This window comes from Streptomyces sp. NBC_01197, from assembly GCF_036010505.1.
Taxonomy (GTDB): domain Bacteria; phylum Actinomycetota; class Actinomycetes; order Streptomycetales; family Streptomycetaceae; genus Streptomyces.
In genome coordinates, this window is the sequence record NZ_CP108569.1 from 1,088,092 (window position 1) to 1,113,928 (window position 25,837).

Annotated in this window: 23 protein-coding genes and 5 pseudogenes; 13 read left to right on the forward strand and 15 right to left on the reverse strand. The window is 68.9% G+C overall.

Annotated features, from left to right (window positions below; genetic code table 11):
• Positions 1-233: 233 nt before the first annotated feature.
• Positions 234-857, reverse strand: a complete 624-nt coding sequence (locus OG452_RS04860) for a hypothetical protein (protein ID WP_327299887.1) — start codon at positions 855-857, stop codon at positions 234-236.
• Positions 858-993: 136 nt separating this feature from the next.
• Between OG452_RS04860 and OG452_RS04865 the strand changes: the two are divergent.
• Positions 994-1,214: pseudogene (locus OG452_RS04865) on the forward strand (hypothetical protein); the annotation flags it as partial.
• Positions 1,215-1,421: 207 nt separating this feature from the next.
• On the opposite strand, the gene OG452_RS04870 reads toward OG452_RS04865, so the two are convergent.
• From OG452_RS04870 to pcaDC, 4 genes are all read right to left on the reverse strand, one after another.
• Positions 1,422-1,862 (reverse strand): DUF6278 family protein, encoded by a 441-nt coding sequence (locus OG452_RS04870; RefSeq protein ID WP_327294373.1) that lies wholly within the window; start codon positions 1,860-1,862, stop codon positions 1,422-1,424.
• Between the two features lie 93 nt (positions 1,863-1,955).
• A complete protein-coding gene (locus OG452_RS04875; protein ID WP_327294374.1) occupies positions 1,956-2,735 on the reverse strand; it encodes an exodeoxyribonuclease III in 780 nt (259 codons plus the stop codon).
• 30 nt (positions 2,736-2,765) lie between these two features.
• Positions 2,766-3,398, reverse strand: coding sequence for an MBL fold metallo-hydrolase (locus OG452_RS04880; RefSeq protein WP_405565675.1), 633 nt, complete (start codon positions 3,396-3,398; stop codon positions 2,766-2,768).
• Between the two features lie 19 nt (positions 3,399-3,417).
• Entirely contained in the window at positions 3,418-4,719 is a 1,302-nt protein-coding gene (gene pcaDC / locus OG452_RS04885) for a bifunctional 3-oxoadipate enol-lactonase/4-carboxymuconolactone decarboxylase PcaDC (protein ID WP_327294376.1), read from the reverse strand.
• 15 nt (positions 4,720-4,734) lie between these two features.
• Here pcaDC and OG452_RS04890 point away from each other — a divergent pair.
• Together OG452_RS04890 and OG452_RS04895 are read left to right on the forward strand one after the other, a co-directional pair.
• Positions 4,735-4,884: pseudogene (locus OG452_RS04890) on the forward strand (TraM recognition domain-containing protein); the annotation flags it as partial.
• 211 nt (positions 4,885-5,095) lie between these two features.
• Positions 5,096-5,755, forward strand: coding sequence for a hypothetical protein (locus OG452_RS04895; protein WP_327294377.1), 660 nt, complete (start codon positions 5,096-5,098; stop codon positions 5,753-5,755).
• A 793-nt stretch (positions 5,756-6,548) separates the two neighbouring features.
• Here the strand turns inward: OG452_RS04895 and OG452_RS35335 are convergent.
• Positions 6,549-6,665, reverse strand: a pseudogene (locus tag OG452_RS35335) (IS5/IS1182 family transposase); the annotation flags it as partial.
• 104 nt (positions 6,666-6,769) lie between these two features.
• Here OG452_RS35335 and OG452_RS04900 point away from each other — a divergent pair.
• From OG452_RS04900 to OG452_RS04910, 3 genes and pseudogenes are all read left to right on the forward strand, one after another.
• Positions 6,770-7,129, forward strand: coding sequence for a hypothetical protein (locus OG452_RS04900; protein WP_266851514.1), 360 nt, complete (start codon positions 6,770-6,772; stop codon positions 7,127-7,129).
• Positions 7,130-7,327: 198 nt separating this feature from the next.
• Entirely contained in the window at positions 7,328-8,170 is an 843-nt protein-coding gene (locus OG452_RS04905; protein ID WP_327294378.1) for a DUF1206 domain-containing protein, read from the forward strand.
• Positions 8,167-8,372: pseudogene (locus tag OG452_RS04910) on the forward strand (RNA polymerase sigma factor SigF); the annotation flags it as partial. The gene OG452_RS04905 and the pseudogene OG452_RS04910, both read left to right, overlap by 4 nt.
• 103 nt (positions 8,373-8,475) lie before the next feature.
• Here the strand turns inward: OG452_RS04910 and OG452_RS04915 are convergent.
• Positions 8,476-8,964: pseudogene (locus OG452_RS04915) on the reverse strand (alpha/beta fold hydrolase); the annotation flags it as partial.
• 199 nt (positions 8,965-9,163) lie between these two features.
• Between OG452_RS04915 and OG452_RS04920 the strand changes: the two are divergent.
• Positions 9,164-10,177: a YdcF family protein gene (locus OG452_RS04920; RefSeq protein WP_327294379.1), complete on the forward strand. Its 1,014-nt coding sequence runs from the start codon at positions 9,164-9,166 to the stop codon at positions 10,175-10,177.
• A gap of 554 nt (positions 10,178-10,731) precedes the next feature.
• Here the strand turns inward: OG452_RS04920 and OG452_RS04925 are convergent.
• Both OG452_RS04925 and OG452_RS04930 read right to left on the reverse strand, forming a co-directional pair.
• On the reverse strand, positions 10,732-11,202 hold the full coding sequence (locus tag OG452_RS04925; protein ID WP_327294380.1) for an NUDIX domain-containing protein: 471 nt from the start codon (positions 11,200-11,202) through the stop codon (positions 10,732-10,734).
• A gap of 2 nt (positions 11,203-11,204) precedes the next feature.
• Positions 11,205-11,924: a helix-turn-helix transcriptional regulator gene (locus OG452_RS04930; protein WP_327299509.1), complete on the reverse strand. Its 720-nt coding sequence runs from the start codon at positions 11,922-11,924 to the stop codon at positions 11,205-11,207.
• A gap of 282 nt (positions 11,925-12,206) precedes the next feature.
• Here OG452_RS04930 and OG452_RS04935 point away from each other — a divergent pair, with 282 nt between their 5' ends.
• Together OG452_RS04935 and OG452_RS04940 are read left to right on the forward strand one after the other, a co-directional pair.
• Positions 12,207-12,449, forward strand: a complete 243-nt coding sequence (locus OG452_RS04935) for a hypothetical protein (protein WP_405565670.1) — start codon at positions 12,207-12,209, stop codon at positions 12,447-12,449.
• Positions 12,437-12,682 carry a DUF7848 domain-containing protein gene (locus OG452_RS04940; RefSeq protein WP_327294381.1) on the forward strand — a complete coding sequence of 82 codons (246 nt, stop codon included), beginning with the start codon at positions 12,437-12,439 and terminating at the stop codon, positions 12,680-12,682. The genes OG452_RS04935 and OG452_RS04940 overlap by 13 nt, the downstream gene beginning before the upstream one ends.
• Before the next feature lie 290 nt (positions 12,683-12,972).
• Here OG452_RS04940 and OG452_RS04945 read toward each other — a convergent pair whose 3' ends face one another.
• Positions 12,973-14,595: a N,N-dimethylformamidase beta subunit family domain-containing protein gene (locus OG452_RS04945; RefSeq protein ID WP_327294382.1), complete on the reverse strand. Its 1,623-nt coding sequence runs from the start codon at positions 14,593-14,595 to the stop codon at positions 12,973-12,975.
• A gap of 175 nt (positions 14,596-14,770) precedes the next feature.
• Here OG452_RS04945 and OG452_RS04950 point away from each other — a divergent pair, with 175 nt between their 5' ends.
• From OG452_RS04950 to OG452_RS04965, 4 genes are all read left to right on the forward strand, one after another.
• Positions 14,771-15,649, forward strand: a complete 879-nt coding sequence (locus OG452_RS04950) for an NAD(P)H-binding protein (RefSeq protein WP_327294383.1) — start codon at positions 14,771-14,773, stop codon at positions 15,647-15,649.
• A gap of 180 nt (positions 15,650-15,829) precedes the next feature.
• Positions 15,830-16,771 (forward strand): ABC transporter ATP-binding protein, encoded by a 942-nt coding sequence (locus OG452_RS04955; protein ID WP_327294384.1) that lies wholly within the window; start codon positions 15,830-15,832, stop codon positions 16,769-16,771.
• Complete coding sequence (locus OG452_RS04960) at positions 16,768-18,129, forward strand: ABC transporter permease (protein WP_327294385.1); 1,362 nt, start codon at positions 16,768-16,770, stop codon at positions 18,127-18,129. Before OG452_RS04955 ends, OG452_RS04960 begins: the two co-directional genes overlap by 4 nt.
• Entirely contained in the window at positions 18,130-20,859 is a 2,730-nt protein-coding gene (locus tag OG452_RS04965; RefSeq protein ID WP_327294386.1) for a bifunctional YncE family protein/alkaline phosphatase family protein, read from the forward strand.
• A gap of 90 nt (positions 20,860-20,949) precedes the next feature.
• Here the strand turns inward: OG452_RS04965 and OG452_RS04970 are convergent, their stop codons facing one another.
• From OG452_RS04970 to OG452_RS04990, 5 genes are read right to left on the reverse strand one after another with little or no spacing between them, the layout of a single operon-like run.
• On the reverse strand, positions 20,950-21,531 hold the full coding sequence (locus OG452_RS04970; RefSeq protein WP_327294387.1) for a hypothetical protein: 582 nt from the start codon (positions 21,529-21,531) through the stop codon (positions 20,950-20,952).
• Positions 21,531-22,676, reverse strand: a complete 1,146-nt coding sequence (locus OG452_RS04975; protein WP_327294388.1) for an ROK family glucokinase — start codon at positions 22,674-22,676, stop codon at positions 21,531-21,533. The genes OG452_RS04970 and OG452_RS04975 overlap by 1 nt, the downstream gene beginning before the upstream one ends.
• 25 nt (positions 22,677-22,701) lie before the next feature.
• The gene (locus tag OG452_RS04980) at positions 22,702-23,673 is read right to left on the reverse strand and encodes an ATP-binding cassette domain-containing protein (protein ID WP_327294389.1); all 972 of its coding nucleotides are present in this window, start codon (positions 23,671-23,673) and stop codon (positions 22,702-22,704) included.
• Positions 23,670-24,707, reverse strand: coding sequence for an ABC transporter permease (locus OG452_RS04985; RefSeq protein ID WP_327294390.1), 1,038 nt, complete (start codon positions 24,705-24,707; stop codon positions 23,670-23,672). Before OG452_RS04985 ends, OG452_RS04980 begins: the two co-directional genes overlap by 4 nt.
• Positions 24,704-25,708: a sugar ABC transporter substrate-binding protein gene (locus OG452_RS04990; protein ID WP_327294391.1), complete on the reverse strand. Its 1,005-nt coding sequence runs from the start codon at positions 25,706-25,708 to the stop codon at positions 24,704-24,706. The genes OG452_RS04985 and OG452_RS04990 overlap by 4 nt, the downstream gene beginning before the upstream one ends.
• Positions 25,709-25,837 lie beyond the last annotated feature (129 nt).

Here is a 25,837-nt window from a genome sequence, read left to right on the forward strand (position 1 = left end):
CTACAGAATTCAGGGTGTTCTCCCCTTCCTTCGAAGTGCGGCGGACCGCACTCCACCGGCGGGCAGCCTAGTCCTCCAGCGTGTTCCTGTGACGTGCGCGCAGGCGCTCCGGGCCGGCCAACCGGCCTGAATATGCGTTGACTTGCCCATCCGTGTCACTGCCGAGGGGCCAACTCCGTGCGTACGGCCGGATCAGGCGTACGACCCTGACGCGATGCCGTCGATGGCCGACGTCACCCGCGCGGCGCGGACCCCGGCCCGGGCTCCCCGTACGCCGTATCGTCCGGATCCCCGACGGGGACGCCGCCGGGTGCGTACTCCCGGATCAGCGCCACCAGCTCGGCCGGGTCCACGTCGAAGACCTGCGCCTCCACGCAGAGCCCCTGTGCCTGCTCACCACGGCCGAGTGACGGCGCGAGCCTGCGGTACATCGAGCGCGGGCGGCAGAACCGGGGCAGCGCTTCCGCGCCCGGCGCGAAGTCCACGACGAGATGGGCGCTGGTCCTGCCGCCCTCGGTGACCTCGGCGGCCGCCACGCCCGCCACCGCGGACCACGGCACGGTACGGGCGGGCCAGCTGGGAAGACGTACGGTCAGGCCGTCGGCGCCCGGAGCCAGCCGCAGCGGCCGCACCAGATAGCCGACGAATGTGGCGGTGAAGAAGGCAAGCAGCAGTCCCGCGATCACCATCAGGGGGCCGCCGACCGCTCCGTACGCCCCGGAGACGACCGGCGGAATGGCCACCACCCAGGCGACCAGCGCCACCACCGCCGCCACCGGGACCCACTGCAGCTTCCCCCTGAGCCGCAAGGTCATGTCCGTTCGCCCCCGGTCCGCGCCCTTCTCTGAATTCATCACACCGAGAGCTTGGGACGCCGGACGCGTTCGCGCCAGGGTTTCGCTGAATTCCGGTCAACGATTCGCCGCGGCTGCGGCGGGGCAAGGCGGAGACCGGAATGACAGCGTCCCGTACGGCGCCGGCCTCAGCCTCCTTCGCCGCCTCCCCGGCACGGCGACCCACCACACCACCAGCACCAGCACCAGCACCAGCACCAGCACCAGCACCAAGGAGAGCGGCACCCTCATCGCGTACCTCTACGACGTGGGGCCGCTCGGCCTCGGTACATCGAGCACAACCCGACCGGCGCGCAGCTGACCTTCTCCTCACCCGAGTCCGACCCGTCGTACCTGTCGGTCCCGCTGCGCGAGAAGTGATCACCGGCTGCTGCCGGGCGGGCTTGGTGCCCTACGTGCTACTGCGCACCCGGCAGCAGCGTTCCTGGTTCGGCCGGACCCGGCCGTCTGCGGACGGCCGATGAAGCAAACTATCCACCCCGACAAGGGACTTCACACCCGACACACGCCGAGTGGCCATAAACCGTATTTGCATTGAAAAGCGGTGAAGTGGGCCAATTCGGGCGATCAGGCCTCTGCCGCTTCCGAGTAGACCTGTGAGAGTTCGGGTGCGCCGGTGACCGCCCAGTCGAGTCCGGACTCGACCACGTTGATCTCGCGCCCCGACTCCAGGCGGACCACTGGTGTGCCGCCCGGCAGGACGTCCCAGACCGCGCCGGGGACGGTCCTGACGATGATGGTCCCGAGGTAGAGGCCCGCGTCGTTGCCCAGCCAGGGCAGCTCCTCGGGGTCGTCGCGCCAGCGCGGCGGGAGCTGATCGAGCGCGGTCAACGAGGCCGGAGAATCATCCAGTTGCAGCCCTTCCTGTCCGGCTCTGGCGCGCAGCAGCTCACACTCGGCGAGCAGCTCGCCCACTCCCTGCGGGTTGTTGCGCACCGCCGTGGCGAGCGTCTCCGCGTGTTCCGTGCCGTGCCGCCTGCGCCAGTGTTCAAGGAAAGGGATATTCACACCGATCAGCCTCGCATTCCGCCGGACAGTCGCACCAACAGGCGCGCGGACCCCCCGGCTCCAGAGGTCACCCGACAGCCACCCGACAGCGTCTCAGACGTCGAGATCGACGACGACGGGAGCGTGGTCCGACGCGCCCTTCCCCTTGCGCTCCTCGCGGTCGACATAGCTGTCCTTGACGGCAGCGGTGAAGGGCTCGTTGCCGTACACCAGGTCGATGCGCATCCCCCTGTTCTTCGGGAACGCGAGCTGCCGGTAGTCCCAGAAAGTGTACGGGCGGTCGTACTTGAGCGGGCGGGGCATCACATCGCTGAGTCCCGTCTCGCGGAGCGCGGCGAGCGCCGCCCGCTCGGCCGGGGTGACATGGGTGGCGCCCTCGAACAGCGCGGGGTCCCAGACGTCCTCATCCGCCGGGGCGACGTTGAAGTCCCCGAGGACGGCGAACGGGCGCCCGCCCGCCGCGTCCTTGGTGGCCGCCGCCTTCAGCGCGGCGAGCCACTGGAGCTTGTACGTGTAGTGAGCGTGGTCGACCTCGCGGCCGTTCGGCACGTAGACCGACCAGACCCGGACCGGACCGCAGGTCGCCGAGATGGCCCTCGGCTCCTGCGTGCCGTCGTACTCCGGGCCACCGGGCAGTCCCGTGACCACGTCATCCAGTCCCAGCCGGGAGATCAGCGCCACGCCGTTCCACCGGCCGGTGGCGTGGGCCGCCGACTCGTACCCCAGCTCCCGCAGCTCGTCGGCGGGGAACTGCTCGGCGGTGCACTTGGTCTCCTGGACGCACAGCACGTCCGTGCCGGTGCTCTCCAGCCAGGCCAGCAGCCTCGGGAGACGAGCGGTGATCGAATTGACGTTCCAGGTGGCGATGCGCATGGGACCAAACCTAGCCGGTGGCACCGACAGTCACAGGTCCGTGGCATCGCCCGGCATCAGACGGGTGTGGCCGGCGCCGCCGAGGTTGCCGATATGCGTGTCGTACACACCGCGCGCCAGATCCTTGAGCAGCACGTCATGGATGTCGATGGCGCGCTGCGGCCGCACCTCGCGCACATAGTCGATCACCTCGGAGATCTTGTTCCACGGGGCGTGCACCGGAAGCATCAGGGTCTCGACCGGCTGGTCGGGAACGGTGAAGGCGTCGCCCGGGTGGAAGACGGAACCGTCCACCAGATAACCGACGTTGGTGATCCGCGGCAGATCCGGGTGAATCACCGCGTGCAGCTCGCCGTGCACCTGGACCCCGAACCCGGCGGCCTCGAAGGTGTCGCCGTGGCCGACCGTGTGGACCCGGCCCGGGAACGCCGCGGAGAGCTGCTCCGCGACGCTGCGCAGGGTCCAGATCTCGGCGGCCGGGTTCGACTCCATCCCGGCGCGCAGCCGGTTCTCGTCGAAGTGGTCGAAGTGCTCGTGCGTCACGAGAATGGCGTCGGCGCCGAGCGCCGCGTCCTCCTCACTGAACCCCCCGGGATCGATGACGAGCGTCTGCCCGTCCTTCTCCAGCCGGACGCAGGCGTGGGTCTTCTTCGTCAGTTTGATCGTCATACCCACCATCCTGCTACGTCTCGGGGGTGGTCTCCTGCTGGATCACGGCCCTGGCCACCTCGAAGGCCGAATTCGCCGCGGGAACACCGCAGTAGACCGCGGTCTGGAGCAGCACTTCCTTGATCTCCGTGGGGGTGAGCCCATTGCGCAGGGCCGCGCGGACGTGGGAGGCCAGCTCCTGCGGATGACCGCCGGCGACCAGTGCCGTCAGGGTCACCACGCTGCGGGTACGGCGGTCGAGCCCGTCGCGGGTCCAGACCTCGCCCCAGGCGTAGCGGGTGATCAGCTCCTGGAAGTCCCCGGTGAACGCGTCGGCCGCGGCCTCCACCCGGTCCACATGGGCGTCGCCCAGTACCTCCCGGCGTACCTTGACGCCCGCGTCGTACGGATCGGGGCGCCCGGCAGGCACGGCGTCCGGCTGGACAGCCGCGGGGGCGATCTCCGCGATGGGCGCCACCGGAACCGAGAGGCCCGGTGCCTGCGGCGGCACCGGTATCGACGGCGAGGTGGTCGAGGTGGTGGACGCGGCGCTGTCCTGCCACCCCGTGGAGAAGTGCCGTACCAGCAGATCGGTGACGGCCGCGGGCTGCTCGACCGGCGCCAGATGTGAGGCGGCCGGGACCATCGCGAGCCGGGCGTCCGGTATCCCCGCCACCAGCGTGCGGGCGTCGGCCGGTCCGGTCACCCGGTCCTCGGCGCCGACCACGACCAGGGTGGGCACGCCGATCCGGCCGAGTTCGGCGCGGATGTCGAAGGCTGCGAGGGCCTCGCAGGCCGCGATGTAGCACCCGGGGTCGGTGGTGCGGACCATCTGCACGGCCCACTCCACGATGGCCGGCTGCGCCGTCGCGAAGCCGTGCGTGAACCACCGCTCGGGCGCGCTGCGCGCCATCGGGTCGAGCCCGTTGGTGCGGACGATGACCCCGCGCTGGCGGAACTCGTCCGCGGTCCCGAACCGGGGCGAGGCGGCGACCAGCGCCAGCGAGGCGACCCGCTCCGGGTGGCGCAGCGCCAGCTCCATACCGATCGCGCCGCCGATGGAGCACCCCGCGTAACCGAAGCGCTGCACGCCGAGCTCGTCGAGCGTGGCCAGCAGCCGCTCGGCGATCCCGGCGACCGAGGGCACGGGGTAGGCGGGAGCGCCGCCGTGGCCCGGCAGGTCGAAGCGCAGGACACGCCACGTCTTGGACAGCTCGGGCGTCTGCCGGTCCCACATGTGCCATGTGGTACCCAGGGAGGGGCCCAGCACCAGGACCGGGGCGCCTTCTGGCCCGTCAAAGCGGTACTGGAGGGTCTGCTGCGTCGTCTCGCTCATCCGGCTCACGCTCTCATATCTCACCTCCAGAGCTACCGCCAGGGCCAGAAAGTCCGGGGTGACGCCGGCATGGACGCCATGTGGAGTGCCTCGACCGTCAAGGTCATCGGCAGCGGCATCGACGACCCCGACTTTGCCGACAAGCTCAGCCGCCTCATCGGTGAGGACCTCTGCCGCAACATCGGTGTCACCGACGGCTGGTACGAGGGGAAGACCACCCAGTTCCTGTACACGCAGAACTGCTACTGCGATCCCACGGTCACCTCCGGCGCCTCCAGTAAGTGCGAAGCGGACGCCAAGTACAACCACGTGCCCCGGGGGGCCTCACCTCCCTCGCCCGATGAGGTGTCGGTGGGCTGTCGTAGGGTCCGGCCCCATGACGACGACGCTGATGACCTACGCAGGACCAGGCGAGCCCGATGCGCTGGTCACGCGCACGGGAGGAATACCGCTGGCCCCCGCAGGGGCGTCATGGCCCAGCTGCGCGACGTGCAGTGGGCCGATGCAGTTCCTAGCCCAGATACTCCTGGATGGCATGGGCCGCCCGGTCGGCAAAGCCGACACCCGGGCCGACCGCGTCCTGGCGATTTTCATGTGCCAGAACGATCCCGGCATGTGCGAGGAGTGGAGTCCGACGGCCGGCGGTAACCGCGCTCTGCTCTACCCCTGTGACGCGCTGCAGAGGATGGCCGCACCCGAGTCGAACGGAGACGGAGACGTGCTCCGCCTCGGGGCCGTCAACGCCGTGACCCTGGTGTGCTCGCCTTCCGCCGACTACTTCAGTGCACGCGAGGAATGGGGCAAGCGCAGCGGAAACAGGATGCGGAATATCCTGGGACAGCTCGGCGGACAAGCCGACTGGCTTCAAGGCAACGAGACACCCACATGCTCGACCTGTACCCAGCCTATGATCCTGATCGCACAGCTCGAGGAGGGACCGGATCACTCCACGGCAATGAACTTCGGCGGCTGCGGCACAGCGTTCGCCTTCGCCTGCGGGCCCTGCGCCCAGGCTTCTTTCCTGTGGCAGTGCTGATCATCAACGAAGCAAAAGTCAGGCCAGACAAACTCATCCGCCCCCAGTCAAAACCCCTCGCTCGCGAACCTTGCGATCACCAGCACCGCTCACGAACTATGTGCCAGATTCTCAAACCTCGTGAACAGAGCCAACCCGGCCGTGGCCACACAGGCTCCCGCCGCGATGGCCTCAGGGTCGCCGGGAGAGCGGGCCCGCCCAGGCAGGTGCACCACCCGGGCCGACGACGAGCAGCGAGGCCGAACACAGCGGCGTCACCCCGAACAAAAGCATCCGCATCAACACCCTTGGGGGCACCGAACCGCGGCCGCTGGCTCCCGCTCCCTGGGGCGTGGCGGCTGGGACCGCCCGTCGACGCCCTCGGCCGATATGGGAGCGCAGGGCCGGGTCAGGGAGGGTGAGGGTGCCGTGGGTGGTGCCGTCCCAGCCGAGTCCGCCGGGTCGTAGTGGTCGCTGACGACGGCATACCAGAGGTTCGAGGTCATGCGTACGGTGGCGGCCGCCGCCGGTCGGCCAAGCCAGCGGGGTGAACGGGCTCGACCGCTCCGGTTTCCAGCGGCTCCACCTCCAACGCGCAGAAGCCCCGCACCAGAAACCGGAGTCCCCAGGCCACGGTGCGCGCGGCGGGCGAGCTCGGCACCCGCTCGCCTCCACCACCAGCCTCCACATCCGGCGCCTTGACCCCCAGTGCCGCCAGGCGGTCGTGTTGCTCTTCGGAGAGGCCCGGCCGGTCCGCTGGGGGCCAACGGCCGACGTCGGTCCCGTGCGCCATCAGGTCTCCTTGGACGCCATCTCATTTGGTGAGTCTGCGGTAGCAGATGAGGGTGCAAGCGATGCTGGTGAAGGCGAGGAAGTGCTCGGCTTTGCGCTCGTAGCGTCGGTGGAAACGGCGGCAACCGGCGAGCCAGGACGTTGGGTCAGCCGCGCGGTGAGGTGCCTGCCGTGACAGGTCCTGCAGGTCACAGCGCGAAGCGACTCCTCGCCTCTGTGCTGGTGCCGGGCTACTGTCCAGGCATGAGCAATGTGGATCCGCTACTGAAGAGGCTGACCGACCGAGTGGAGCGGGAGGGCCTCGCCCTGCCGATCACGCTCGTGGTGAAGGGCACCACCATCACAGGAGAGGTGGTGCAACATGCTGTCTGGGCCGAGCACATCGCCGAGCAACTCGCCGAATCGGAGAGCCGGGCGAGCGTCTTCGCCGCCGACTTCGCGTGGGCGCAAGCACAGCCCGAGAGCGGCGGGAGCTACCTCCATCTGAACGGCGGCAAAGTTGTCAGCGACGGGGCCTCGTTCCCGGAGCACGGGGGGCTGTTCCGTATCGGGCTGGATGAGGTGAGCGGTTGGTTCCTGGGAGAAATCCGAGCTCACGGTTAGCAGTGGCCGCAATTCGTATCCGGCCCGATGGGTCCGAGGGAGCGGTGGCTGAAGCCCGGCGAGCCGACGAGTGCCTTCGCTCCACAGGTGAGCACTCCACGTAGGTGTCGTAGTTGCCCCTTCTCGACGATGGCCAGGTAGACAACGTGGCAGGCCCCCTCTGGGGATCGCATCCTCGTGCGGGGGCACAAGACCGGTATGGCAACAGGATCGGCAACGACACGCGGACGCGGTCAGGCCCAGCGCGCGGCGAACAGTACAGCGGTCTCGGCCGGGGCCCGTGCGGGCTTCGTCGCCCGAGGGGTCATCTACGTACTGATCGGTGTCCTCTCGCTGCGAATTGCGTTTTCCGACGGCGGTGGCAAACAGGCGGACCGGGGCGGGGCGATCGCAGAGATAGCCGACCAGCCCTTCGGCACTGTCCTGCTGTGGCTGCTCGGTATAGCTCTGGCGGGTATGGCGCTGTGGCGGCTGTCGGAAGCCGCCTTCGGACAGGCGGGCCCGTACGGCAAGAAGGCGGGCAAGAGGGTGATGGCTGTGGGCCGTTCTGTCTTCTATGCCTTCGTCTCCTGCTCCGTGCTGTTCTACGCTGCGGGCGACAAGGGCAGCGGCAGCGGCAGTTCGGACAAGAACTCCCAGGACGTCACGGCGAAGGCGCTGGACTGGCCAGCAGGACAGTGGATTGTCGCCGTTGCCGGCGTCGCGGTGGGCGCAACCGGTGTGTGGATCGCGGTGCGGGCGTTCCTGCGCAAGTTCCATAAGCATCTCAAGATGTCTGAGATGTCGGCACACACCCGTAAGGTGGTTAATTTCCTTGGGGTGTTCGGAGGTGCCTCCCGGGGTGTTGTCTTCGCTGTCGCGGGCGGCTTCGCCGTCGCGGCCGCTGTTCAGCACAAGCCTGGTAAGGCCAAAGGCATGGACGACACATTGCGCTCATTCAGCGAGACGCCCGCGGGCCCCTGGCTGCTGGCGCTGATTGCAGTCGGCCTGGCGGCCTTCGGAGCCTTGTCCTGGGCCAACGCCCGCTGGCGCGAGGTCTGACGAGGGCGGTCGCTGTTCCTTACATCGCCGGCGAGCTCAAGCGATTCGTCCGCGACACCACATGGTCCGTCCACGTCCCCAGGCGCTGCAGGAACTACGCGTCACCCTCGCCAAGTTCAAAGCGGAATTCGCTACCACCCCGGGCCAGGGTGCCACGATCGCCGAACTGGCGGCGTACCTCGGATCAGCGAAGAGGAGGATCCGCTCACGCACCTTCCATACCGCTCGTGGCTCGGCCCGGTAGCTGCGGGCCAGTGGCGGTGACGGCGTCCGGGGTAGAGCGTGAAGACCCGGTCCAGGCCGGCATTGGCCGTGATCACTGGAGCCATGGCCGCCGCCCATCCCAGGTAGTTCGACTCCAGTGACTCCAGCAGTTCATCGATGTCCTCGGCGCTGAATCCGCCCCGATAGCCGTCGTCATCGATGTAGCGGGGGGAAGGAGCGATCATTACCAGCCGGGATATCCGCTCCGGTGCCGCTGCCGCCGCGAGCGCACCGGCTGGCACTCACCGAATGCCCCACCCGGGCCACGTCCCGCGGGTCCAGCTCTTCGCAGACCTCCACGATGTCCCGGGCGTACCCATCCAGCGAGCTGTAGCGCTCCTCACACCACGCTGATGCGTCCGAGCGGCCGGAGCCGGCATAGTCGAAGAGAACCACTCGGTGTTCCTCGCCAGTGCCAGGACGACCAGTCGCCACATGTTCTGATCACAGCCGAACCCGTGCGCAAGCAGCACTACCGGCCCGGCCACACAGCCCGTGACCACAACATTGTTCCTACTCACGGTATCCATTCCCCCACCCTTCCACTGTCCCGGTGGGCGCCCGCCGGGACAGCTGCCGCAGAGGATCCCTGTGAGAAGCCGGCCTACGCAAAGCAGAGAAGTGCAGCAGACACCTCATCAGGGGCGGAACGTCAGATGACGGCCTCCCACGGGAAGCCGGTCCAACCGGCTCCGCTTCGCCTTCCTCCAGGCCGATACCCTGTGGAACATGCTGATCTACCTCCCGGCGGCGCTGCTCCTCTTCCTGTTCTGCGCCCGGGTGTTGGGGGACCGCCGCCGGATCGGCAATGCCGTTCTGCTCGGTCTCGTGCTGGTACTCGCCCTCGCGGCGTGGTTGGTCGAACTCTCCCGGGACCATCCGGCCCTTGCGAAGAATGTCGTAGTCGCTCTGACGGCCCTGCTGGCACTGGGCGTAATCACGCTCGCCTGTTGTCTGCTCGCCAACGGAGTGGTCATGGTGCGCAAGGAGGGGGCGAGTCCGGGAAATCTGCTGTCCCTGCTCTCCGGGATGGCGCTGGTGTGCGTGCTGGTCCTTCTGGTCACAGCGGCAGCCACGCAGCAGCACACGCTGCTGGTCATGGCGGCGACCGCTGCCGCCCTGTCCAGCTACATCGGCTTCTTGTTCCTCTGCTATCTCGGATATGCGTTTGTCTACGGACGGCTGTACGTCCCCCGCAAGGCCGACTATGTGGTGGTTCTCGGATCGGGCTTGACCGGCGGAGCGACGCCGCCGCCCCTGCTGAGGAGCCGGCTCGACCGGGGCCGCCAGCTCTACGAGCGGATCGCGGCACGGGGAGCACGGCCCGTACTTCTCGTATCCGGGGGGCAGGGACCCGACGAGAGGGTGCCCGAGTCGCATGCCATGGCCGACTACCTCGTCGAGCGTGGATTCCCAGCCGGCGCGATCGAGCGTGAGGACCGGTCGACGAGTACCGACGAGAACCTCCGGTTCAGCGCGACGCTCATGGAGAAGGCGCGTCCGCACTACCGATGCGTGATCGTCACCAGCAACTACCACGCCTTCCGCGCTGCCGTGTCCGCCCGCCGCGCAGGAGTGAGGGGGCATGTCGTGGGTGCGCCGACGGCCGCTTACTTCTGGCCCAGTGCGACGATCCGTGAGTTCGTCGCGCTGTCTGTGCTCTACCGGCGGACCAACTTCGCTGTGTGCCTGGTCCTCCTGCTCGGCGGGTTCCTCCTGTGGTGGCTCAGGCCACTTTCATGACGCCTCGCCAGGCTCACCCGTCCCGGGGATACTCACGGCCGACGCCGGCCTCGCTTCGTACCGGATGACGAGGTTGCGCAAGAACGACGTAGGAGCCCCTCGTTCTCATCCGGCCCGGGACGCCGCCCTCGGCTTTCCGAGCAGGGCCGCTTCACCGGGCTGCCCGAACCTGGCGGGAGGCTCCTCGGGAACGCCGACGCTGACCGCGTGCGGTGCCCGGCTGTCGGTCACCTGTCGGAGGAGCGCGAGGGCCTCTTCGGAAGGGGAACCGGGGAGGGATGGGGCAGACGACGGGAGCAACCATCAGATCGGCAAAGGTCAGGCCCGTCGGCAGTTCCTCGTGACCACGCCATCCGATGAAGAAGACGTCGTCTTCCACACCGTGGCAATAGGGCCGAGGTGCTCCAGTGACACACGCGAACGCTCCTTTGAACATCGGGGACGCCGAAGGCTCGTGGGTCAGTTCAGGCCCACGGCGATGCGTAGCCGCACTGGTGTCCGTGGTTGTGCGGGGAAATCCGTGGGTGTTGCCGTCGCTACTGCCGTCAGCCAGTTCAGCCCAGGTGCGGCTTTTCGCGCTGTTCCAGGAAGTGTTGGAGCCTGAGTCGTTGAGTGTGGTGCATCGGCAGCTGCTCGATCTCTTCCGGCGGCACGAACCGGAGCTCGGTGGACTCGTCGGAGATTGTCAGTTGGCCGCCGGTGATGCGGGCGGTGAAGCAGACGTTGAACTGTCGCCGGACCTCGCCGTCGGTGTAGGCGATGATGTGTTTCGGGTCGGTGTAGGTGCCGACCAGGCCGGTGATCTCGACATCGAGGCCGGTCTCCTCTTTGACCTCGCGGACGGCTGTGCCTGGCAGGGAGTCGGTGAGGTCCATGCCGCCGCCGGGCAGTGCCCAGAGGTCGTTGTCGCGGCGGCGCTGGAGGAGGATGCGCCCGTGGTCGTCGGTGACGACGGCGGATGCGGCGACGACCATGCTGTTCGGCTTGGGCGCGTGCGGGTCGTCGTAGTACTCGGTGCGGGCCACGGTCAGCCTTCCTGTTGTACCGGGGTTGCCGTCGTCCACACGGCGTCGAAGCTCTCGGCGTAGGTGTCGAACATGCCGCCTGTCTCGTGTCGGCGAAGATGCCATACGGGGGCGGCGTAGGCGTTGACGCCCCAGACGTGTGCGTTGACGAGTTGCTGGTCGTCGGCGCGATAGAGGGAGTTGTAGAGCGTGGTGCTGTGCGTGCGGACTTCGATGCCGGGGGTGCCGGCGAGCGGCCTGTAGTGCATGAGCGCGAGGCGGCAGCGGGATTCGATGCCGTGGCCGAACCGCTCCTCTTGGCCGCGGGCTTGGACGTTGTCGCTGTCGGCGTCACCGATCGCGATGCGGACGGTGCAGCCTTCGGCGGCGCGTTCGGTGAGGAGTTCGTTCAGCCGCGGGTACGCCTCGTGGAGGAAGACGGCCGCGTAGACGAGGATGTCGATCCGTTCCCGGGCCTGGGCCATCAGGTCGGTGAACGTCGAGACGGGGATGTCGGCCCGCTGTTCGTAGAGCGCCACCAGTTCGGGGCTGATGGCGCGGGCGGGGCGGGCCTGGCGGAGCGCCGGCCAGAGTGCGTGCACGTCTTCTCCCAGGGCCTTGGCCGCCTGGAGGGCGGTGGCACGACGTGGGATACGCCCGAGGTTCACCCAGCGCTCGACCGACTTGGGGTCGACCTCGACCTGCTGAGCGAGTGCGGCGTACGTCCAGCCTCCCGCCGCCATGACGGCTCGTAGTCTCTCGTTCGGCACGAGTCTCCCCCTTCGTCTCAGGACGGCATTAGGGACGTTCTACACGGTGCAGGACGTCCTGGAGTGGGGTTTGGTGGAGGTTCCTTCGTCCCGGTGACCTGCGTGAGGATCGGTGCCGACCCTGCGGCACCAACAGGCGCAGGGGCACGCATCAACGCCGCTGAGGAGCGCCACCGTGCGAATGAGCGCCACCCCATGTGTTCCCGCCCTGCGACTGGACGCCCGGTCGCGGACCGCCTCGCCGGCGTGGTCACGATGAAGGCCCCCGCCCCTGATGCCGACGGGCACACCGTCTCGCCCGATGCCGGCGCCCTGGTGGTCGACCGGCGGAGCGGCAAGGTGGGCGTGGTGATGGGGCATGTGGGGCCGTACGTGCAGCTTCGACCGCCGTGCGGTGGCCGTGAGTGGGACGTGCCGCCAGAGGACGTACGTACGCCGACTCCGACGGAGGAGTTGAGCGCGAAGGTGGCCGTGGCCAACCGGAGGTGGGGACGGTGACCCCTCGCTCGGTCCTGCGCTACGAGAATTGGACGCTCCAGCCCGACCGCGAGCCGGACGCGGAGCCGGTCCTGTACGCGATGCAGTGCGCCGTGGACGGAGAGAAGTCGCCGACGAGCGAGGACTTCGCCGAACCGCAGGACTGGGTGCTGCGGCACTGCGGCCAGAACCCGTCCCACCACACCTACCGGGAGATCATCACCCGCCCCTGGCGGACCTGGCGCCGGACGTGACCCGCCCTGCTCGCTCAGGAGCCTCACCGCGATGACCCACCCGACTCCCGTCCCTGCTGGGCGCGGCCGATAGAGGCTCCCCCTCCTAGTCAGCCCGGCAGGGGCGGGACCCTCACATGTGTGGCGTGCTCATGACTGTGGGGGTTCTGGCCTCAGCCACAGAAAGTCAGCCACGAGGGCGGGCGCGCCGACCGATCACCCGTCACGTGTGTCTCGCTCAACCCCGCATCGGCATTAGCCCAGTTATTTCAATGCTCAGAGGCCTTGCCACCGGTGCGGGGCGGCGCCGGTCAGGTCGCGTACACGCTCCGTACGTTGGCCTTCGGAACCGGCCGGTCCTTCCCCGCCGGTCCGGTCGCGAAGGCCCGGAGGAGGTTCTCCGTGGTACGGGTGACGAAGGCCCTCGTCCGGGTGTCCATACCGTGGTCACGGCCGCCGTCCGGGGTCCCGGCGGTCAGGCCCTCGACCCACCGCATCGTCCCGGAGGAGAAGACGCCGGCGCCGCTCGGCACCGTGTAGTAGGCCGAGTCGGAGTGGCTGCTCCGGCCGTTGCAGACGAGTGGGGAGTGGGCCAGGATCTCCAGGGGCGCCGGGGTGGGCGCACCCGGGGTGACCCGGTCGTACTCCACACCCACCAGGTGTTTGAAGGAGTCGCCCTTCCCCACCCCGGTCCCCTCGAAGAGCCAGTGGTCCGCGCTGTGGACGACATACGGCGCGTCCGTGGGATATCCCTCGTAGAAGACACCGGTCAGCGAGGACTCCGGATCCGCGGCGGGTGACTGGCGGAAGTCCTGGGTCGGCAGGCCATGGTGGTCCGTGAAATCGGGGTCGTCCTGGTACGCCGTCTTGTAACAGACCACGGTGCGGGCGGTGCCGGACGGCCCGTGCTCCAGTCTGACCCGGCGGAAACAGGTGTTGGCGCCAAGGAAGACCAGATTGGTGCCCGCGTCGCGCGCCCGGGTCACATGCCGCCTCTGTTCCGCGGTCCAGTACTCGTCGTGGCCGAGCGAGACGGCCGTCGTGGCCCCTTGCAGCACGGACGGCGCGGAGTGGATGTCCATTCCCGTGGTGTAGGCGAGCGGGATACCGAGCCGCTCCGCGAGGACCACCGCCGCCCGCTCGTAGACCATGAACTTCTCGGCGCCGTTCAGGTCGTACGGCCGGTCGAAACCGACGGCCAGCGAGCGTGTGGTGTACGCGCCGTCCTCGCCCTTGTAGAGGCTGTACCCGCCCCATGCGTTGTACGCCTGCCAGGTCGCGGGCGCGTGCATCAGCAGGGTCGCGCCCGGGGCGCTCTCCGAGCGGACGACCAGGGGGACGTAACGCTGGTGTCCGTTCTCCGCGTCGAGTCTGAGCAGATACGCACCAGCGGTCCAGCCTTCGGTACGGACGCCAGTGGTGCGCCCCCAGTCCGCCCGTACGCTGCGGGTGCCGGAGACCAGCCGCGGTGGCGGCTGGTGCTCTCCGGCCACTCGGTCCGATCTCCAGACCAGCCGGGCCTGCGCCCCGCCGTACCAGCCGACCCGGTAGGCCGAGACCCGGAAGCCGGGTGCCGTGGTGGAGACGTGCAGACCGAACTCCTCGCCCGGCAGCACGCTCACCTTGTCGGTGTAGCCCTGGACCGCTTCGGGCGGGCCCTGCGAACGGATCCGCCAGTCCGGGCTGCCGGGCCTGGCCCGCTCCGCGTCGGCGGCGGACCGGGCTTCGCTTGCGGAGCTGGAAGCGGTGGGGTGGGGCGAGGCACCGGCGTTCTGGCGGTCCGACGACGCGTCACATCCGGCCACCAGCGCCGCCGTGAGGCCGGCGGCACCCGCGGCGGCGGCGCCGAGGAAATGTCTGCGGTCGAGGCGTGCCCGGGCGCCGTCCGGCCCGCCGTCCCGGCGGTGGCCGTCGCGCTCCCTGTCTTCGTCCATCGAACTCTCCCTGCCCGCCGAGTGCGTCGGGACCATCGTGGACCGGCACCAATCACCCCACGAACGCAGAGCGTCCATCTGCGGGCAGCGCGGCGGCCCGGCCTCACCCATCCCAACCAGAGTAAAATTCGTAACCGAGTTGCTTTTTTAGCGAGAACCCCTTTCCATGGGCGGCATGAATCAGCCAGACAGCCCTCCCGTGCTCGTAACCGGCGCGACCGGCCGGATCGGCCGCGTCGTCATCGACCGACTCCTCGACGCGGGAGTGCCGGTCCGCGCCCTCACCCATCGCTCCGAGGCGGCGGCGACCCTGCCGGCGGAGGTCGAGGTCTTCACCGGCGACCTCACCGTGCCCGAGTCGCTCGACCCGGCGTTGAATGACGCCGGTGCGGTCTTCCTGGTCTGGACCGCCCCGCCTCAGACCGCCGCGGCAGTCGTCGAGCGGCTGGCGGCCCATGTGCGGCGGGTCGTCTTCCTCTCCTCACCGCACCGGACGCCGCACCCCTTCTTCCAGCAGCCCAATCCCATGGCGGTGTTGCACGCCGACATCGAGCGGCTCATCGCGGCCACCGGACTTGAGCCGACGATCATCCGACCGGGGATGCTCGCGTCGAACTCGCTGGCCTGGTGGGCGCCCGCGATCCGGGCGGGCGAGGCCGTTCGGTGGCCCTATGGCGCCGCCGAGACGGCGCCGGTCGACGACCGCGACGTCGCAGCGGTCGCGGCGCGGACGCTCTATGAGGACGGATATGTCGGAGGCGACTACGTCCTTACGGGCCCCGCCTCGCTGACCCAGGCCGCGCAGGTGGGCATCATCGGAGACGCCCTGGGGCGCCGGCTCGCATTCGAGGAGATGACGCCGGACGAGTTCCGGAGCCTGTCGGAGGGCACGGCGCCCAGCTCGGTCGTCGACATGCTGCTCGCCGCGTGGAGCGCGGCGGTCGGTCAGCCCGCGTACGTCACCACTGCGGTGGCCGACATCCTCGGGACGGCGCCGCGAACGTATCGCCAGTGGGCCACCGACCACGCCACCGCGTTCACGGAGGGTTCGTAACCCCGGCGACCGCGACCCGCGCCCCGGCCGCAGCCCTCAGCCCGCCGTCGAGCCGGACTTGACGCCGCCTCGTCGTGTACACGTCCGGTCGCCGGCTGTTTCCTGAACGTCAAGGAGCTGTCCCTGTCGGCTTCTTGTGCCCCTCCTAACGTCCCTTTCAGGTTTTGGAAGAAGGGACTCATGGACGAACTCCTCGCAGTCCGGGCGCGCGGGCTCACCAAGTGTTTTGGCGATGTCGTCGCTCTCGACGACATCGCTCTGGACGTGGGGCAGGGGCAGATCCACGGCTTGGTAGGACCGAACGGTGCGGGCAAGACGACATTGCTGGGCCTGTTGCTGGGCCTGGCAGTCGCCGACAGCGGCAGTCTTGAGATCCTTGGCGTGCCGGTCGGGCGGGCGCACGCCGCTCCCGAGGGCGTAGCCGGCTTTGTGGACGGGCCTGCTCTCTACCCCTCGCTGACTGCCAGGCAGAACCTTGCCGCCCTGGCCACGCTCAGCGGTCACGACGCGCGGACGGCGGGGATCGATGACGTGCTCGGCCAAGTCGGGCTGACCGATGTGGCCGACGACAGGGCTCGCGGTTTCTCCCTGGGCATGCGTCAGCGGCTCGGGCTCGCCGCCGCCCTGCTCACCAAGCCCCGGCTGCTCGTGCTCGACGAACCTGCCAACGGTCTCGACCCGGCCGGCAAGAACCACGTGCACGGTGTTCTCACCCAGCTGGCGGCGGACGGAACCAGCGTCGTGCTCTCGGGCCATCGCATGGACGATCTCGAGGCCCTGTGCTCCGAGGTGACCATCGTCGCTGCCGGACGGGCGGTCTTCTCGGGCCCGTTGAGCAAACTGGCCGCCGAGAACCGTGAACTCGACTACCGGTTGCTCACCTCCGACGGGCAGGCCGCACGCCGACTGGCGCTCGATACGGACGGGGTCCGGGTCGTCGACGGCTCCGGGACACGGAACGCGGCCTCGGTGCTCGTCGTGCGCGCGCCGGCATCCGCCCTCGACGAACTGGTGGTGCGACTCGTGCACTCGAAAATCGCGTTGCGTGAGCTCGCCCCCGTGAGGTCACCGCTCGAGGCCGCGTTCCTCGCCCTCACCGAACAGCAGGGGCCCAGTCGATGACCGCGACCCTGACTACCGGCCACGTGCCAGCCGTCCATCGCGTCTCGGTGGCGCGCGCCTACCGCTTCGAACTGGTCAAGCTGGTCTCGCAATGGCGGATCCGCCTGCTGGTCCTCGCCTGCTGGGTCGTACCGGCACTCTTCGTCGCGGTGGTGAGCCGGCAGAGCACTCTGCCTGTCGACACCCTCTTCGGGCGCTGGATGAACGCAACGGGGTGGGCGGGACCGCTGGTGGTGCTCGGTTTCGCGGGCACCTGGGCGCTTCCGCTGGTGACCTCGCTGGTCGCGGGTGACGTCTTCGCCTCCGAGGACCGGCTCGGAACCTGGCGTCACCTGCTCGTGGCGGTGCGGTCGCCTCGGCGGATCTTCGCAGCGAAGGCCCTGGCCAGTCTCACCGTCATCCTCCTGCTCGTCATCGGGCTGGCGGGTTCCAGCGCGGCCGGTGGGGTCCTGGCAGTCGGCAACCAGCCGCTGGTCGGCCTCGACGGCCATCTGCTGACGTCGGGAGACGCCGCAGTCAGGGTGCTGCTCGCCTGGGCCTGCGTACTGGCCCCGACACTCGCTCTCGCCGGTATCGGGCTTCTCGGGTCCGTCGTGCTGGGGCGGTCTCCGATGGGGCTGCTGTTGCCCGCGCTCGTCGCGCTCGCGATGCAGCTCGCCCAGATGCTGCCGCTGCCCGTCGCCATGCGACTCGCCCTGCCCGGGTACGCCTTCATCGCCTGGAACGGCTTGTTCACGAGTTCCGCGCAGCTCGCCCCCGTCCTGACCGGTATCGCGGTCAGTCTGGTGTGGGCGATGACCGCGACAGTGCTGGCGTACCTGCTCTTCCTGCGACGGGACTTCACCAATCCGACCGACGAGGGCTCGGGACGCCGTGCGTTCACCGCTGGAGTTCTGCCGCTGGTGGGCCTCACAGCCGTGACGTTCGGGATCGTCGCCGGGGCGACGGGCGCCACGGGCTCCGGGATCAAGCAGGAGAAGGTACAGCGCTCGGTTGCCACGGCGTTCGCCCACCTCTACCGCATCCAGACCCAGCAGCTCCACCGTCCCGCCGTCACCGAGGCGCAGTTGCGGGCCACAGCGGCGTGCAACAAGGGCGGCGTCGACAGGGATGCCGAGGGGCCGGGCAACGACTGGCACTGCGTCGTCTCCTGGCACCTCCCCGGCGTCACGGCCACCGGGACGGCCATCTACCAGCTCGACGTCACCGCAGACGGGCGGTACGTGGCCGACGGCGACGGACCGAAGGAAGTGAACGGCTACTTCCTGGTGCGGACCCCGACCGGGGACGCACCCAACCCGCTGTGGCAGTTCGACAGCAACGTCGAACTGCTCGACACCACCTCGAAGGGGAACTGAATGCAGGTCACACGGCAGCGCCGGGACTACGAGAACAAGCAGATCAGCCTTTTCGGCAGACGCGTCGGCCGCCGGACCTCTCTGGTGACGGTGGCGGGCATCGGCGTCGCTCTCGCCATCACGGGCACCGCCGTCGCCCAGACGCAGGGATTCGGCACCCAGCAGGTCGGCCAGACCACCGCCAACGGCCAGGTCATCTCCAGCGACCAGTACATCGCCCCGTACGGCCACCGCACCGTCATCAACGACGGCAAGATCATGTCATCCTCGGTGAGCCCGGACGGCACCCATCTCGCGGCCACGGTCACCGATGCCAACACCGTGCTGGTCGTCGTCGACCTCAAGACCGGCGAAGTGACCCAGCGCATCAAGGGCAAGTCCGGCAACGTCGGCCAGGAGGGCCCGGCCTACTCGCCCGACGGCAAGCAGCTGTGGCTGGGCCAGACCGACGGCTACACCAAGTACACCGTCAACGCGGACGGCGCCCTCTCCGACCCGGTGACCGTCTCCATCCCGGCCGACGGCTCCAAGCACGCGCTGGCGGCCGCGGCGGTGTTCTCGGCCGACGGCTCCACCGTGTACTCCGCGGTCAACGGTCAGAACCGGGTGGTCGCCTTCGACGCGGCGACCGGGGCCATCAAGCAGAGCTGGTCCGTGGGCAACGCCCCGCGTGGCATGGCCGAGGTCGGCAACAAGCTTTACGTCAGCAACGAGGGCGGGCGTCCGGCCAGGCCCGGCGACACCACGATCAACTCCTACGGCACCCAGGTGCCGGCCGATCCCAAGACCGGTGCCGCCACCACCGGCACGGTCAGCGTCATCGACCTGGCGAACCCGCAGGCTGCCCCGGAGAGCATCGACGTCGGCCTGCACCCGACCGCGGTGTACGCCAAGAAGGGCACGGTGTTCGTCACCAACACCGCCGACAACAACGTGTCGGTCATCGACACCGAGAAGAACAAGGTCGTCCAGACCATCGACACCCGGCCGTGGCCGGAGGCGTCGGTCGGCTACGAGCCCGACGCGGTGACGCTCACCGACGACGGCCGCCTGCTGGTGACGCTCGGCCGCGCCAACGCCGTCGCCGTCTACCGCTACGCCTCCCCGCAGCAGCCGGCCAGGTACGTCGGCCTGCTCCCGACGGACTACTTCCCCTCGGAGATCACCACCGTCGGCAAGAATGTCATCGTCTCCAACACCCGTGGTATCGACGCCCGCCGCCCCACCGCCGGCAACGGACACGGCACCCACGACACGACGTCGAGCCTGACGCAGTTCACGCTGCCGGACGACAGGACCGTCAAGTCCGAGACGGCCAAGGTGTTCAAGCAGAACGGCTGGACCAAGAACTCGGTCGAGATGGCCAAGGCCAAGGGCCACAAGAAGCCGGTGCCGGTCCCCGTACGGATCGGCGACCCCTCGACGATCAAGCACGTCTTCCTGATCGTCAAGGAGAACCGGACCTATGACCAGGTCTTCGGTGACATCGCGCAGGGCAACGGCGATCCGTCGCTCACGCAGTTCGGCGAGAACGTGACGCCGAACCAGCACGCGCTGGCCCAGCAGTTCGGGCTGTACGACAACACGTACGACATCGGCACGAACTCCGCCGAGGGCCACAACTGGCTGATGCAGGCCGACAATCCGGAGTACACGGAGTCCTCGGCCGGTGAGTACGTGCGCAGCTACGACACCGAGGACGACGCTCTCGGCCACCAGAGGTCCGGCTTCATCTGGACCGGTGCGCAGGCGGCCGGCAAGTCCGTCAAGGACTACGGCGAGTTCCAGACGCTCGAGAGCAAGCCGTCCGGCGCGTCCTGGCAGAACCTGTACTGCGACGCCAAGAACATGGAAGCCACCGGGCAGAAGACCGCCTACCCCATACAGACGGGTTCAGCGATCCCGTCGCTGAACGACGTGTCGGTGCCCGGCTTCCCGAAGTTCGACACCAGTGTCCCGGACATCTACAAGGAGCAGATCTGGCAGCAGGACTTCAAGAAGAACGGTCCGGCTGCCCTGAACATGTTCTGGTTCTCCAACGACCACACCGGCGGCTCGGCGAGCGCGCCCGCCCAGGTCGCCGACAATGACCTCGCGGTCGGCCGGGTGGTCGACCAGATCTCGCACAGCAAGTACTGGAAGGACTCGGCGATCTTCGTCGTCGAGGACGACTCGCAGGCGGGCCTCGACCACGTCGACGGCCACCGTGCCCCGATCCAGGTCATCAGCCCCTGGGCCCAGCACGCCACCGTCGACAACCACTACTACTCGCAGATCACCATGATCCGCACCATCGAGCAGATCCTCGGGATCCACCCGATGAACCAGCTGGACAGCGCGGCCACCCCGATGTCCGGGGTGTTCACCGGGAAGCCGGACGACAAGCCGTTCACGGCACTGCCCAACCGCACCTCGCTGACGGACGGTGCGACCCCGCCCTCCTGCGGCGTGGACACGCCTGCGCCGCAGAACCCCAAGGCGGCGCCCGTGCCGTCGTCGAAGGTTCCGGCGGACAAGAAGCCGCTCGCGGCGGAGTGGGACGCCTGGAAGTCCAAGCAGCGGCTGACCGGCCCCCACGCGGTGCCCGACTTCGCCAACCCCGAGCAGATGGACCGCTTCACGTGGTACCAGACGCACAACTGGAGCAAGGCGTACCCCGGCGACAGCAAGATCTACGCGCCGGGCGACGTGCCGGGTGCCTACATCCCGTCGGCGGAGTCCGACGGGTGACGCAGCTGATCACCTCACGGAAGCCGTGAGACGCGGAAGCCCGCCGGGATGCTCGGCGGGCTTCCGCGCAGGAGGCGCCGAGCGGCGTTTTCAGGGGGTGTCGGTCGAGACGAGATACACCCTCTTGCCGTGCGGGAAGGTCCGGTCGACGGTGATGTCGACGGTGGGCTGCGGACTCTTGCGGGTGACGGTCGTACCGGCCCAGTCGCGGGTGTCGGGGAACTTCCAGCCGACGATCTTCGCGTTCCGCGGGCTGACGGTGATCTTCCCGTCCTTGAGTGCGGCGGTGCTGGTCCCCGCCTTCTTGAGGAAGGCGTCCAGGCCGGCCTGATCGGTGGTGAACCGCACGTACAGCCTGCTGACCTTCCAGTTGCTGGTCTGGTAGTACCAGACGCCCACCGCGTTCTCCGGGATCGGTACGTCGAACGTGCGGCGCAGCACCTTCGACGGCCAGTGGTGGGTGAGGCCGGTCGCCATGGCCTCCTTCTCGTTGGCCCGGCCGCCTTCGCGGCTCTGCGCGGCGGAGATGGCCAGGTAGCCGGCCGGGATCCCGATGAGCAGCACGATGATGACCGCGGTGAGCCATCGGCGGCGGATCATGTGCCGGTGGTCCTCCGGCGACTGTCCACCGCCCTCGGGGGGCGAGGTCTGGTGCGGCACGGACGTCGTCATTACGGGGATCCCTGGGTGGTGCGGGTGGTACGGGCAGCCTGTGCGTACCGCTCGTAGCGCTCCACACGGCGGCGGTTCGCCCTGCGGAACCGCCGGGCGATCAGCCTGGAGAGGTCGGCCGCCCCGACCATACCTGCCTCGGGCCCGAGCTGCGCTTTCGTGATCCGGGCCTCGGGGCGGTAGCCGCGGCCGGTCAGCTGGCGCCGGAAGGCGTCCCGTGCGGGTCCGATGAGCAGGTCGTCGGCGGCGCTGACGCCACCGCCGATGACGAAGCAGGAGGGGTCGAGCGCGGCGGCTAGATTGGCGATGCCGACGCCCAGCCACTGGCCGATGTCCTGGAACAGCTCGACGCACATCGCGTCGCCCTCGCGGGCGAGTTCGGTGATGAGCGGCCCGGTGATGTCGGGGATGTTGCCCTTGACCCGGTCGATGATGCTGTACGCCACCGGGGAGTCGGCGGCGGCCATCTCCTTGGCCTCACGGACGAGGGCGTTGCCCGAGCTGTACTGCTCCCAGCAGCCGCGGTTTCCGCAGGGGCAGCGGTGACCGCCCGGGACGACCTGCATATGACCGAATTCACCCGCGACGCCGTACTTGCCGCGCTTGACCTGACCGTCCTCCAGGATCGCGCCGCCGATGCCGGTACCGAGCGTGATCATCACCAGATGGTCCTCGCCCCGGCCGGCGCCGAAGCGCCACTCGGCCCAGGCAGCGGTGTTGGCGTCGTTGTCGACCATCACGGGGACGGCGAGCCTGCCCTGGAGCGCGTCGCGCAGCGGCTCGTCGCGCCAGGCCAGGTGGGGTGCGAAGAGGACCCTGGAGCGGTCGGCGTCGACCCAGCCGGCCGCTCCGATGCCGACGGCGTGCACATCGTGGCGGTCGGAGAGATCGAGGACCAGCTCGACGATGGTGTCCTCGACGACCTTGGCGCTCTTGGACTTGTCCGGGGTCTCGGTCTTGATCTTCTCCAGGATGACGCCGTCGGCGTCGACGACGCCCGCCATCACCTTCGTACCGCCGATGTCGATGCCGACGGTCGGGACGCGGGGCGCTGTGAGATGCGAGCGCCGCTCGCGGGTCCCGACGGTCCGCAGGACCGTGGCGCGGGCGGAGCCGCGGTGCGCGAAGTCACGGTACGTACTCATCGGACTGATGATGCCACCCGAATCCTCAGGAGGCGTCCCCGGCGGGGTTTCCGTCCGTCTTGTCGGGGCCGGACTCATCGGGGCCGGACTCATCAGGGCCGGACTTGTCAGCGCCGGACTTGTCAGCGCCGGACTTGTCAGGGCCCGGCTCCCCGGGCCGGGGTGAACGCCGGAGCTCGTGGCTGAGCTCCTCAAGTTCACTGCCGCCCGCCATCTGCCGGGTGAGCTCGTCCAGGGTGATCTGGTCCTTGCTGTGGCTGCCGAACATCGCGCCGCGCTTCAGCAGCACGAAGCGGTCACCGACCAGGTAGGCGTGGTGCGGGTTGTGCGTGATGAGGACCACGCCGAGACCGGCGTCCCGGGCCGCCGCGACGTACTTCAGCACCACCCCGGACTGCTTCACGCCGAGCGCGGCGGTGGGCTCGTCGAGTACCAGCACCTTGGCCCCGAAGTGGACGGCGCGGGCGATGGCCACACACTGGCGCTCGCCGCCGGAGAGGGTGCCGATGGGCTGGTCGACGTCGCGCAGGTCGATGCCCATACGCAGCAGCGCGGAGCGGGTCGTCTCGCGCATCAGCCGGACGTCGAGACGCTTGAGCGGGCCCGCGCCCTTCGTCGGCTCGGAGCCGAGGAAGAAGTTCCGCCAGACCGGCATGAGCGGGACGACGGCGAGGTCCTGGTAGACGGTGGCGATGCCCCGGTCGAGCGCCTCGCGCGGCTTGCCGAGGCTCGTCTCGTCGCCGTCGATCAGGAAGCGGCCCGCGTCATGCCGGTGCAGCCCGGAGATGATCTTGATGAGGGTCGACTTGCCGGCGCCGTTGTCGCCGAGCACACAGGAGATCTCGCCCGCGTGCACGACGAGGGAGACCTCTTCCAGCGCCTTGATGTTCCCGTAGAACTTGCTGACGCGGTCGAGCTCCACCAGCGGTGTGGTCCCCGCCGGCGGTGCCGTCGGCTCCGGCCGCTCCGGCTGCCCCGGCGCTGTCTGCTCCGTCATCGCGACGCCTCCGCTCGCTTGCGCACCCAGGCATTGAGCAGGGCGGCCAGGAGCAGCATGGCTCCCAGGAAGAACTTGAACCAGTCCGGGTTCCACTCCGCGTACACGATGCCCTTGCTGGTCATGCCGAATATGAACGCGCCGACCGCGGAGCCGATCGCCGAACCGTAGCCGCCGGTGATCAGACAGCCGCCGATGACAGCCGCGATGATGTACGTCAGCTCGTTGCCGACCCCCTCGCCCGACTGCACCACGTCGTAGCTGAAGAGCAGGTGCTGGCCGGAGATCCAGGCCGCGAAGGCCACGCCCATGTAGAGGCCGATCCGGGTCTTGACGACCGGGACACCGACCGCGCGGGCCGCGTCGTCGTTGCCGCCGACCGCGAAGATCCAGTTTCCGGCGCGGGTGCGCAGCAGCACCCAGGTCGCCACGGCGATCAGCGCCGCCCACCACAGGAGGGTGACCTTGAGGTCGACGTTGCCGATGGTGAGCTGGGAGGCGAAGACCGTCTTCGCCGAGGGGAAGCCCTCCATGTCACCGATGGACTTGGTCGACACGGTGCCGCTGATCAGCTTGGTGAAGCCGAGGTTGAGCCCGGTCAGCATCAGGAAGGTGCCCAGCGTGATGATGAAGCTGGGCAGCTTGGTGCGGGTCAGCATGAAGCCGTTGAAGACGCCGATGGCGAGCGTGACGAGCAGTGAGACACCGACGCCGACCCAGACGTTCGCGGTCATCTGGTAGCTGAACATCGAGGAGATCAGTGCCGAGCTGGTCACCAGGACCCCGGCCGACAGGTCGAACTCGCCGCCGATCATCAGCAGCGCCACCGGTACGGCCATGATCCCCAGGGTCGACGCCGCGTAGAGCACCGTGGAGAGGCTGGAGGGCCGCAGGAAGCTGTCCGCGACGACCGAGAAGAAGATGAAGACGGCGACGGCGCCGACGACCGAACCCAGCTCGGGACGGCCGAGCAGCCGGCGCAGCGGCGAGGAGCGCAGCAGCCGTTCGTCCGGCGTCTGTGCGGCGGTGCTCATCGAGTCCCCCGCTGGGTGTAGGCGGCCAGCGCGCCCGCGTCCTGCTTGGTGATGACCTGGGGGCCGGTGAGGACCGGCCGGCCGCCACCGAGGACGTTGCGGTTGTACTTGTAGAGCCAGAGCAGGTCGACCGCCTCGTACCCCTGGAGGTACGGCTGCTGGTCGACGGCGAAGCCGAGGGCGCCCTTCTGCAGGGCGGACGCGACCTTGGCGTTCAGGTCGAAGGTGTCGATCTCGGCCTTGCTGCCCGCGGTGTCCTTGGCCTGGACGGCGGCGTCGGCGAACGGTGCGCCGAGGGTGACGACCGAGTCGATGGCGGGGTCGGCCTGGAGCTTGGCCTCGATGGAGGACTGGACGTCGGGCATGTTGGTGCCGTCGACGTACAGGTTCTCCATCGTGCCGTGGAAGTTCTTCTTGGCTCCGGCGCAGCGCTGCTCGTGGCCCACGTTGCCCTGCTCGTGCAGGATGCAGAGGGCCTTCTTGCGGCCGCGCTTGTTCAGCTCGTCGCCGACGGCCTCGCCCGCGATGGTCTCGTCCTGGCCGATGTGGCTGAGCGCGCCGAACTGCTTGGACTCCTCGGAGCCGGAGTTCACGGTGATCACCGGTATGCCGGCCTTCTCGGCCTTCTGCACGACGGCCTTCATCGAGTCGGGCTTGGCGAGGGTGACGATCAGCCCGTCGACCTTCTGGTCGATCGCGGTCTGCACCAGCTGGGCCTGCTGCTGGCCCTCCTCGCTGTGCGAGTAGAGGAAGGTGATGTTGTCCTTGGCGGCAGCCTGCTTGGCGCCCTTCTGGACGATGTCCCAGAAGGTGTCGCCGTCGCCGGAGTGGGTGACCATCGCGATCTTCCAGCGGGGGGTGTTCACAGCGGCCTTGCCGACGGCAGCGGCCCGTGAGGCGCGCTCCTCGGCCCGCTTGCCGCCTGTGCTGCTGCATCCCGCCAGGGAGAGCCCCAGCGCTAGCGCCAGCGCCCCGCTGACCCAGGTTCGTACCCTTGCCACGACGTGATGCCCTTCTCGGTGTTCCTGTACTTGCTGCGGGCGCTTCGACTGCTGTGCTCGCTGCGGACGGTGGCCGGTCCCGTCCGGACCGGCGGCCCAAGTATGGGTCACCGCTGATCGCCGGCGAGT

What these genes read in the sequence shown, in the direction of transcription:
- OG452_RS04875 (WP_327294374.1), bottom strand. Translation starts at nt 2,735, where the DNA reads ATGCGCATCGCCACCTGGAACGTCAATTCGATCACCGCTCGTCTCCCG.
- pcaDC (WP_327294376.1), bottom strand. Translation starts at nt 4,719, where the DNA reads ATGAGCGAGACGACGCAGCAGACCCTCCAGTACCGCTTTGACGGGCCA.
- OG452_RS04895 (WP_327294377.1), top strand. Translation starts at nt 5,096, where the DNA reads ATGACGACGACGCTGATGACCTACGCAGGACCAGGCGAGCCCGATGCG.
- OG452_RS04900 (WP_266851514.1), top strand. Translation starts at nt 6,770, where the DNA reads ATGAGCAATGTGGATCCGCTACTGAAGAGGCTGACCGACCGAGTGGAG.
- OG452_RS04905 (WP_327294378.1), top strand. Translation starts at nt 7,328, where the DNA reads ATGGCAACAGGATCGGCAACGACACGCGGACGCGGTCAGGCCCAGCGC.
- OG452_RS04920 (WP_327294379.1), top strand. Translation starts at nt 9,164, where the DNA reads ATGCTGATCTACCTCCCGGCGGCGCTGCTCCTCTTCCTGTTCTGCGCC.
- OG452_RS04930 (WP_327299509.1), bottom strand. Translation starts at nt 11,924, where the DNA reads ATGGCGGCGGGAGGCTGGACGTACGCCGCACTCGCTCAGCAGGTCGAG.
- OG452_RS04935 (WP_405565670.1), top strand. Translation starts at nt 12,207, where the DNA reads ATGAAGGCCCCCGCCCCTGATGCCGACGGGCACACCGTCTCGCCCGAT.
- OG452_RS04945 (WP_327294382.1), bottom strand. Translation starts at nt 14,595, where the DNA reads ATGGACGAAGACAGGGAGCGCGACGGCCACCGCCGGGACGGCGGGCCG.
- OG452_RS04950 (WP_327294383.1), top strand. Translation starts at nt 14,771, where the DNA reads ATGAATCAGCCAGACAGCCCTCCCGTGCTCGTAACCGGCGCGACCGGC.
- OG452_RS04955 (WP_327294384.1), top strand. Translation starts at nt 15,830, where the DNA reads ATGGACGAACTCCTCGCAGTCCGGGCGCGCGGGCTCACCAAGTGTTTT.
- OG452_RS04960 (WP_327294385.1), top strand. Translation starts at nt 16,768, where the DNA reads ATGACCGCGACCCTGACTACCGGCCACGTGCCAGCCGTCCATCGCGTC.
- OG452_RS04965 (WP_327294386.1), top strand. Translation starts at nt 18,130, where the DNA reads ATGCAGGTCACACGGCAGCGCCGGGACTACGAGAACAAGCAGATCAGC.
- OG452_RS04970 (WP_327294387.1), bottom strand. Translation starts at nt 21,531, where the DNA reads ATGACGACGTCCGTGCCGCACCAGACCTCGCCCCCCGAGGGCGGTGGA.
- OG452_RS04975 (WP_327294388.1), bottom strand. Translation starts at nt 22,676, where the DNA reads ATGAGTACGTACCGTGACTTCGCGCACCGCGGCTCCGCCCGCGCCACG.
- OG452_RS04980 (WP_327294389.1), bottom strand. Translation starts at nt 23,673, where the DNA reads ATGACGGAGCAGACAGCGCCGGGGCAGCCGGAGCGGCCGGAGCCGACG.
- OG452_RS04985 (WP_327294390.1), bottom strand. Translation starts at nt 24,707, where the DNA reads ATGAGCACCGCCGCACAGACGCCGGACGAACGGCTGCTGCGCTCCTCG.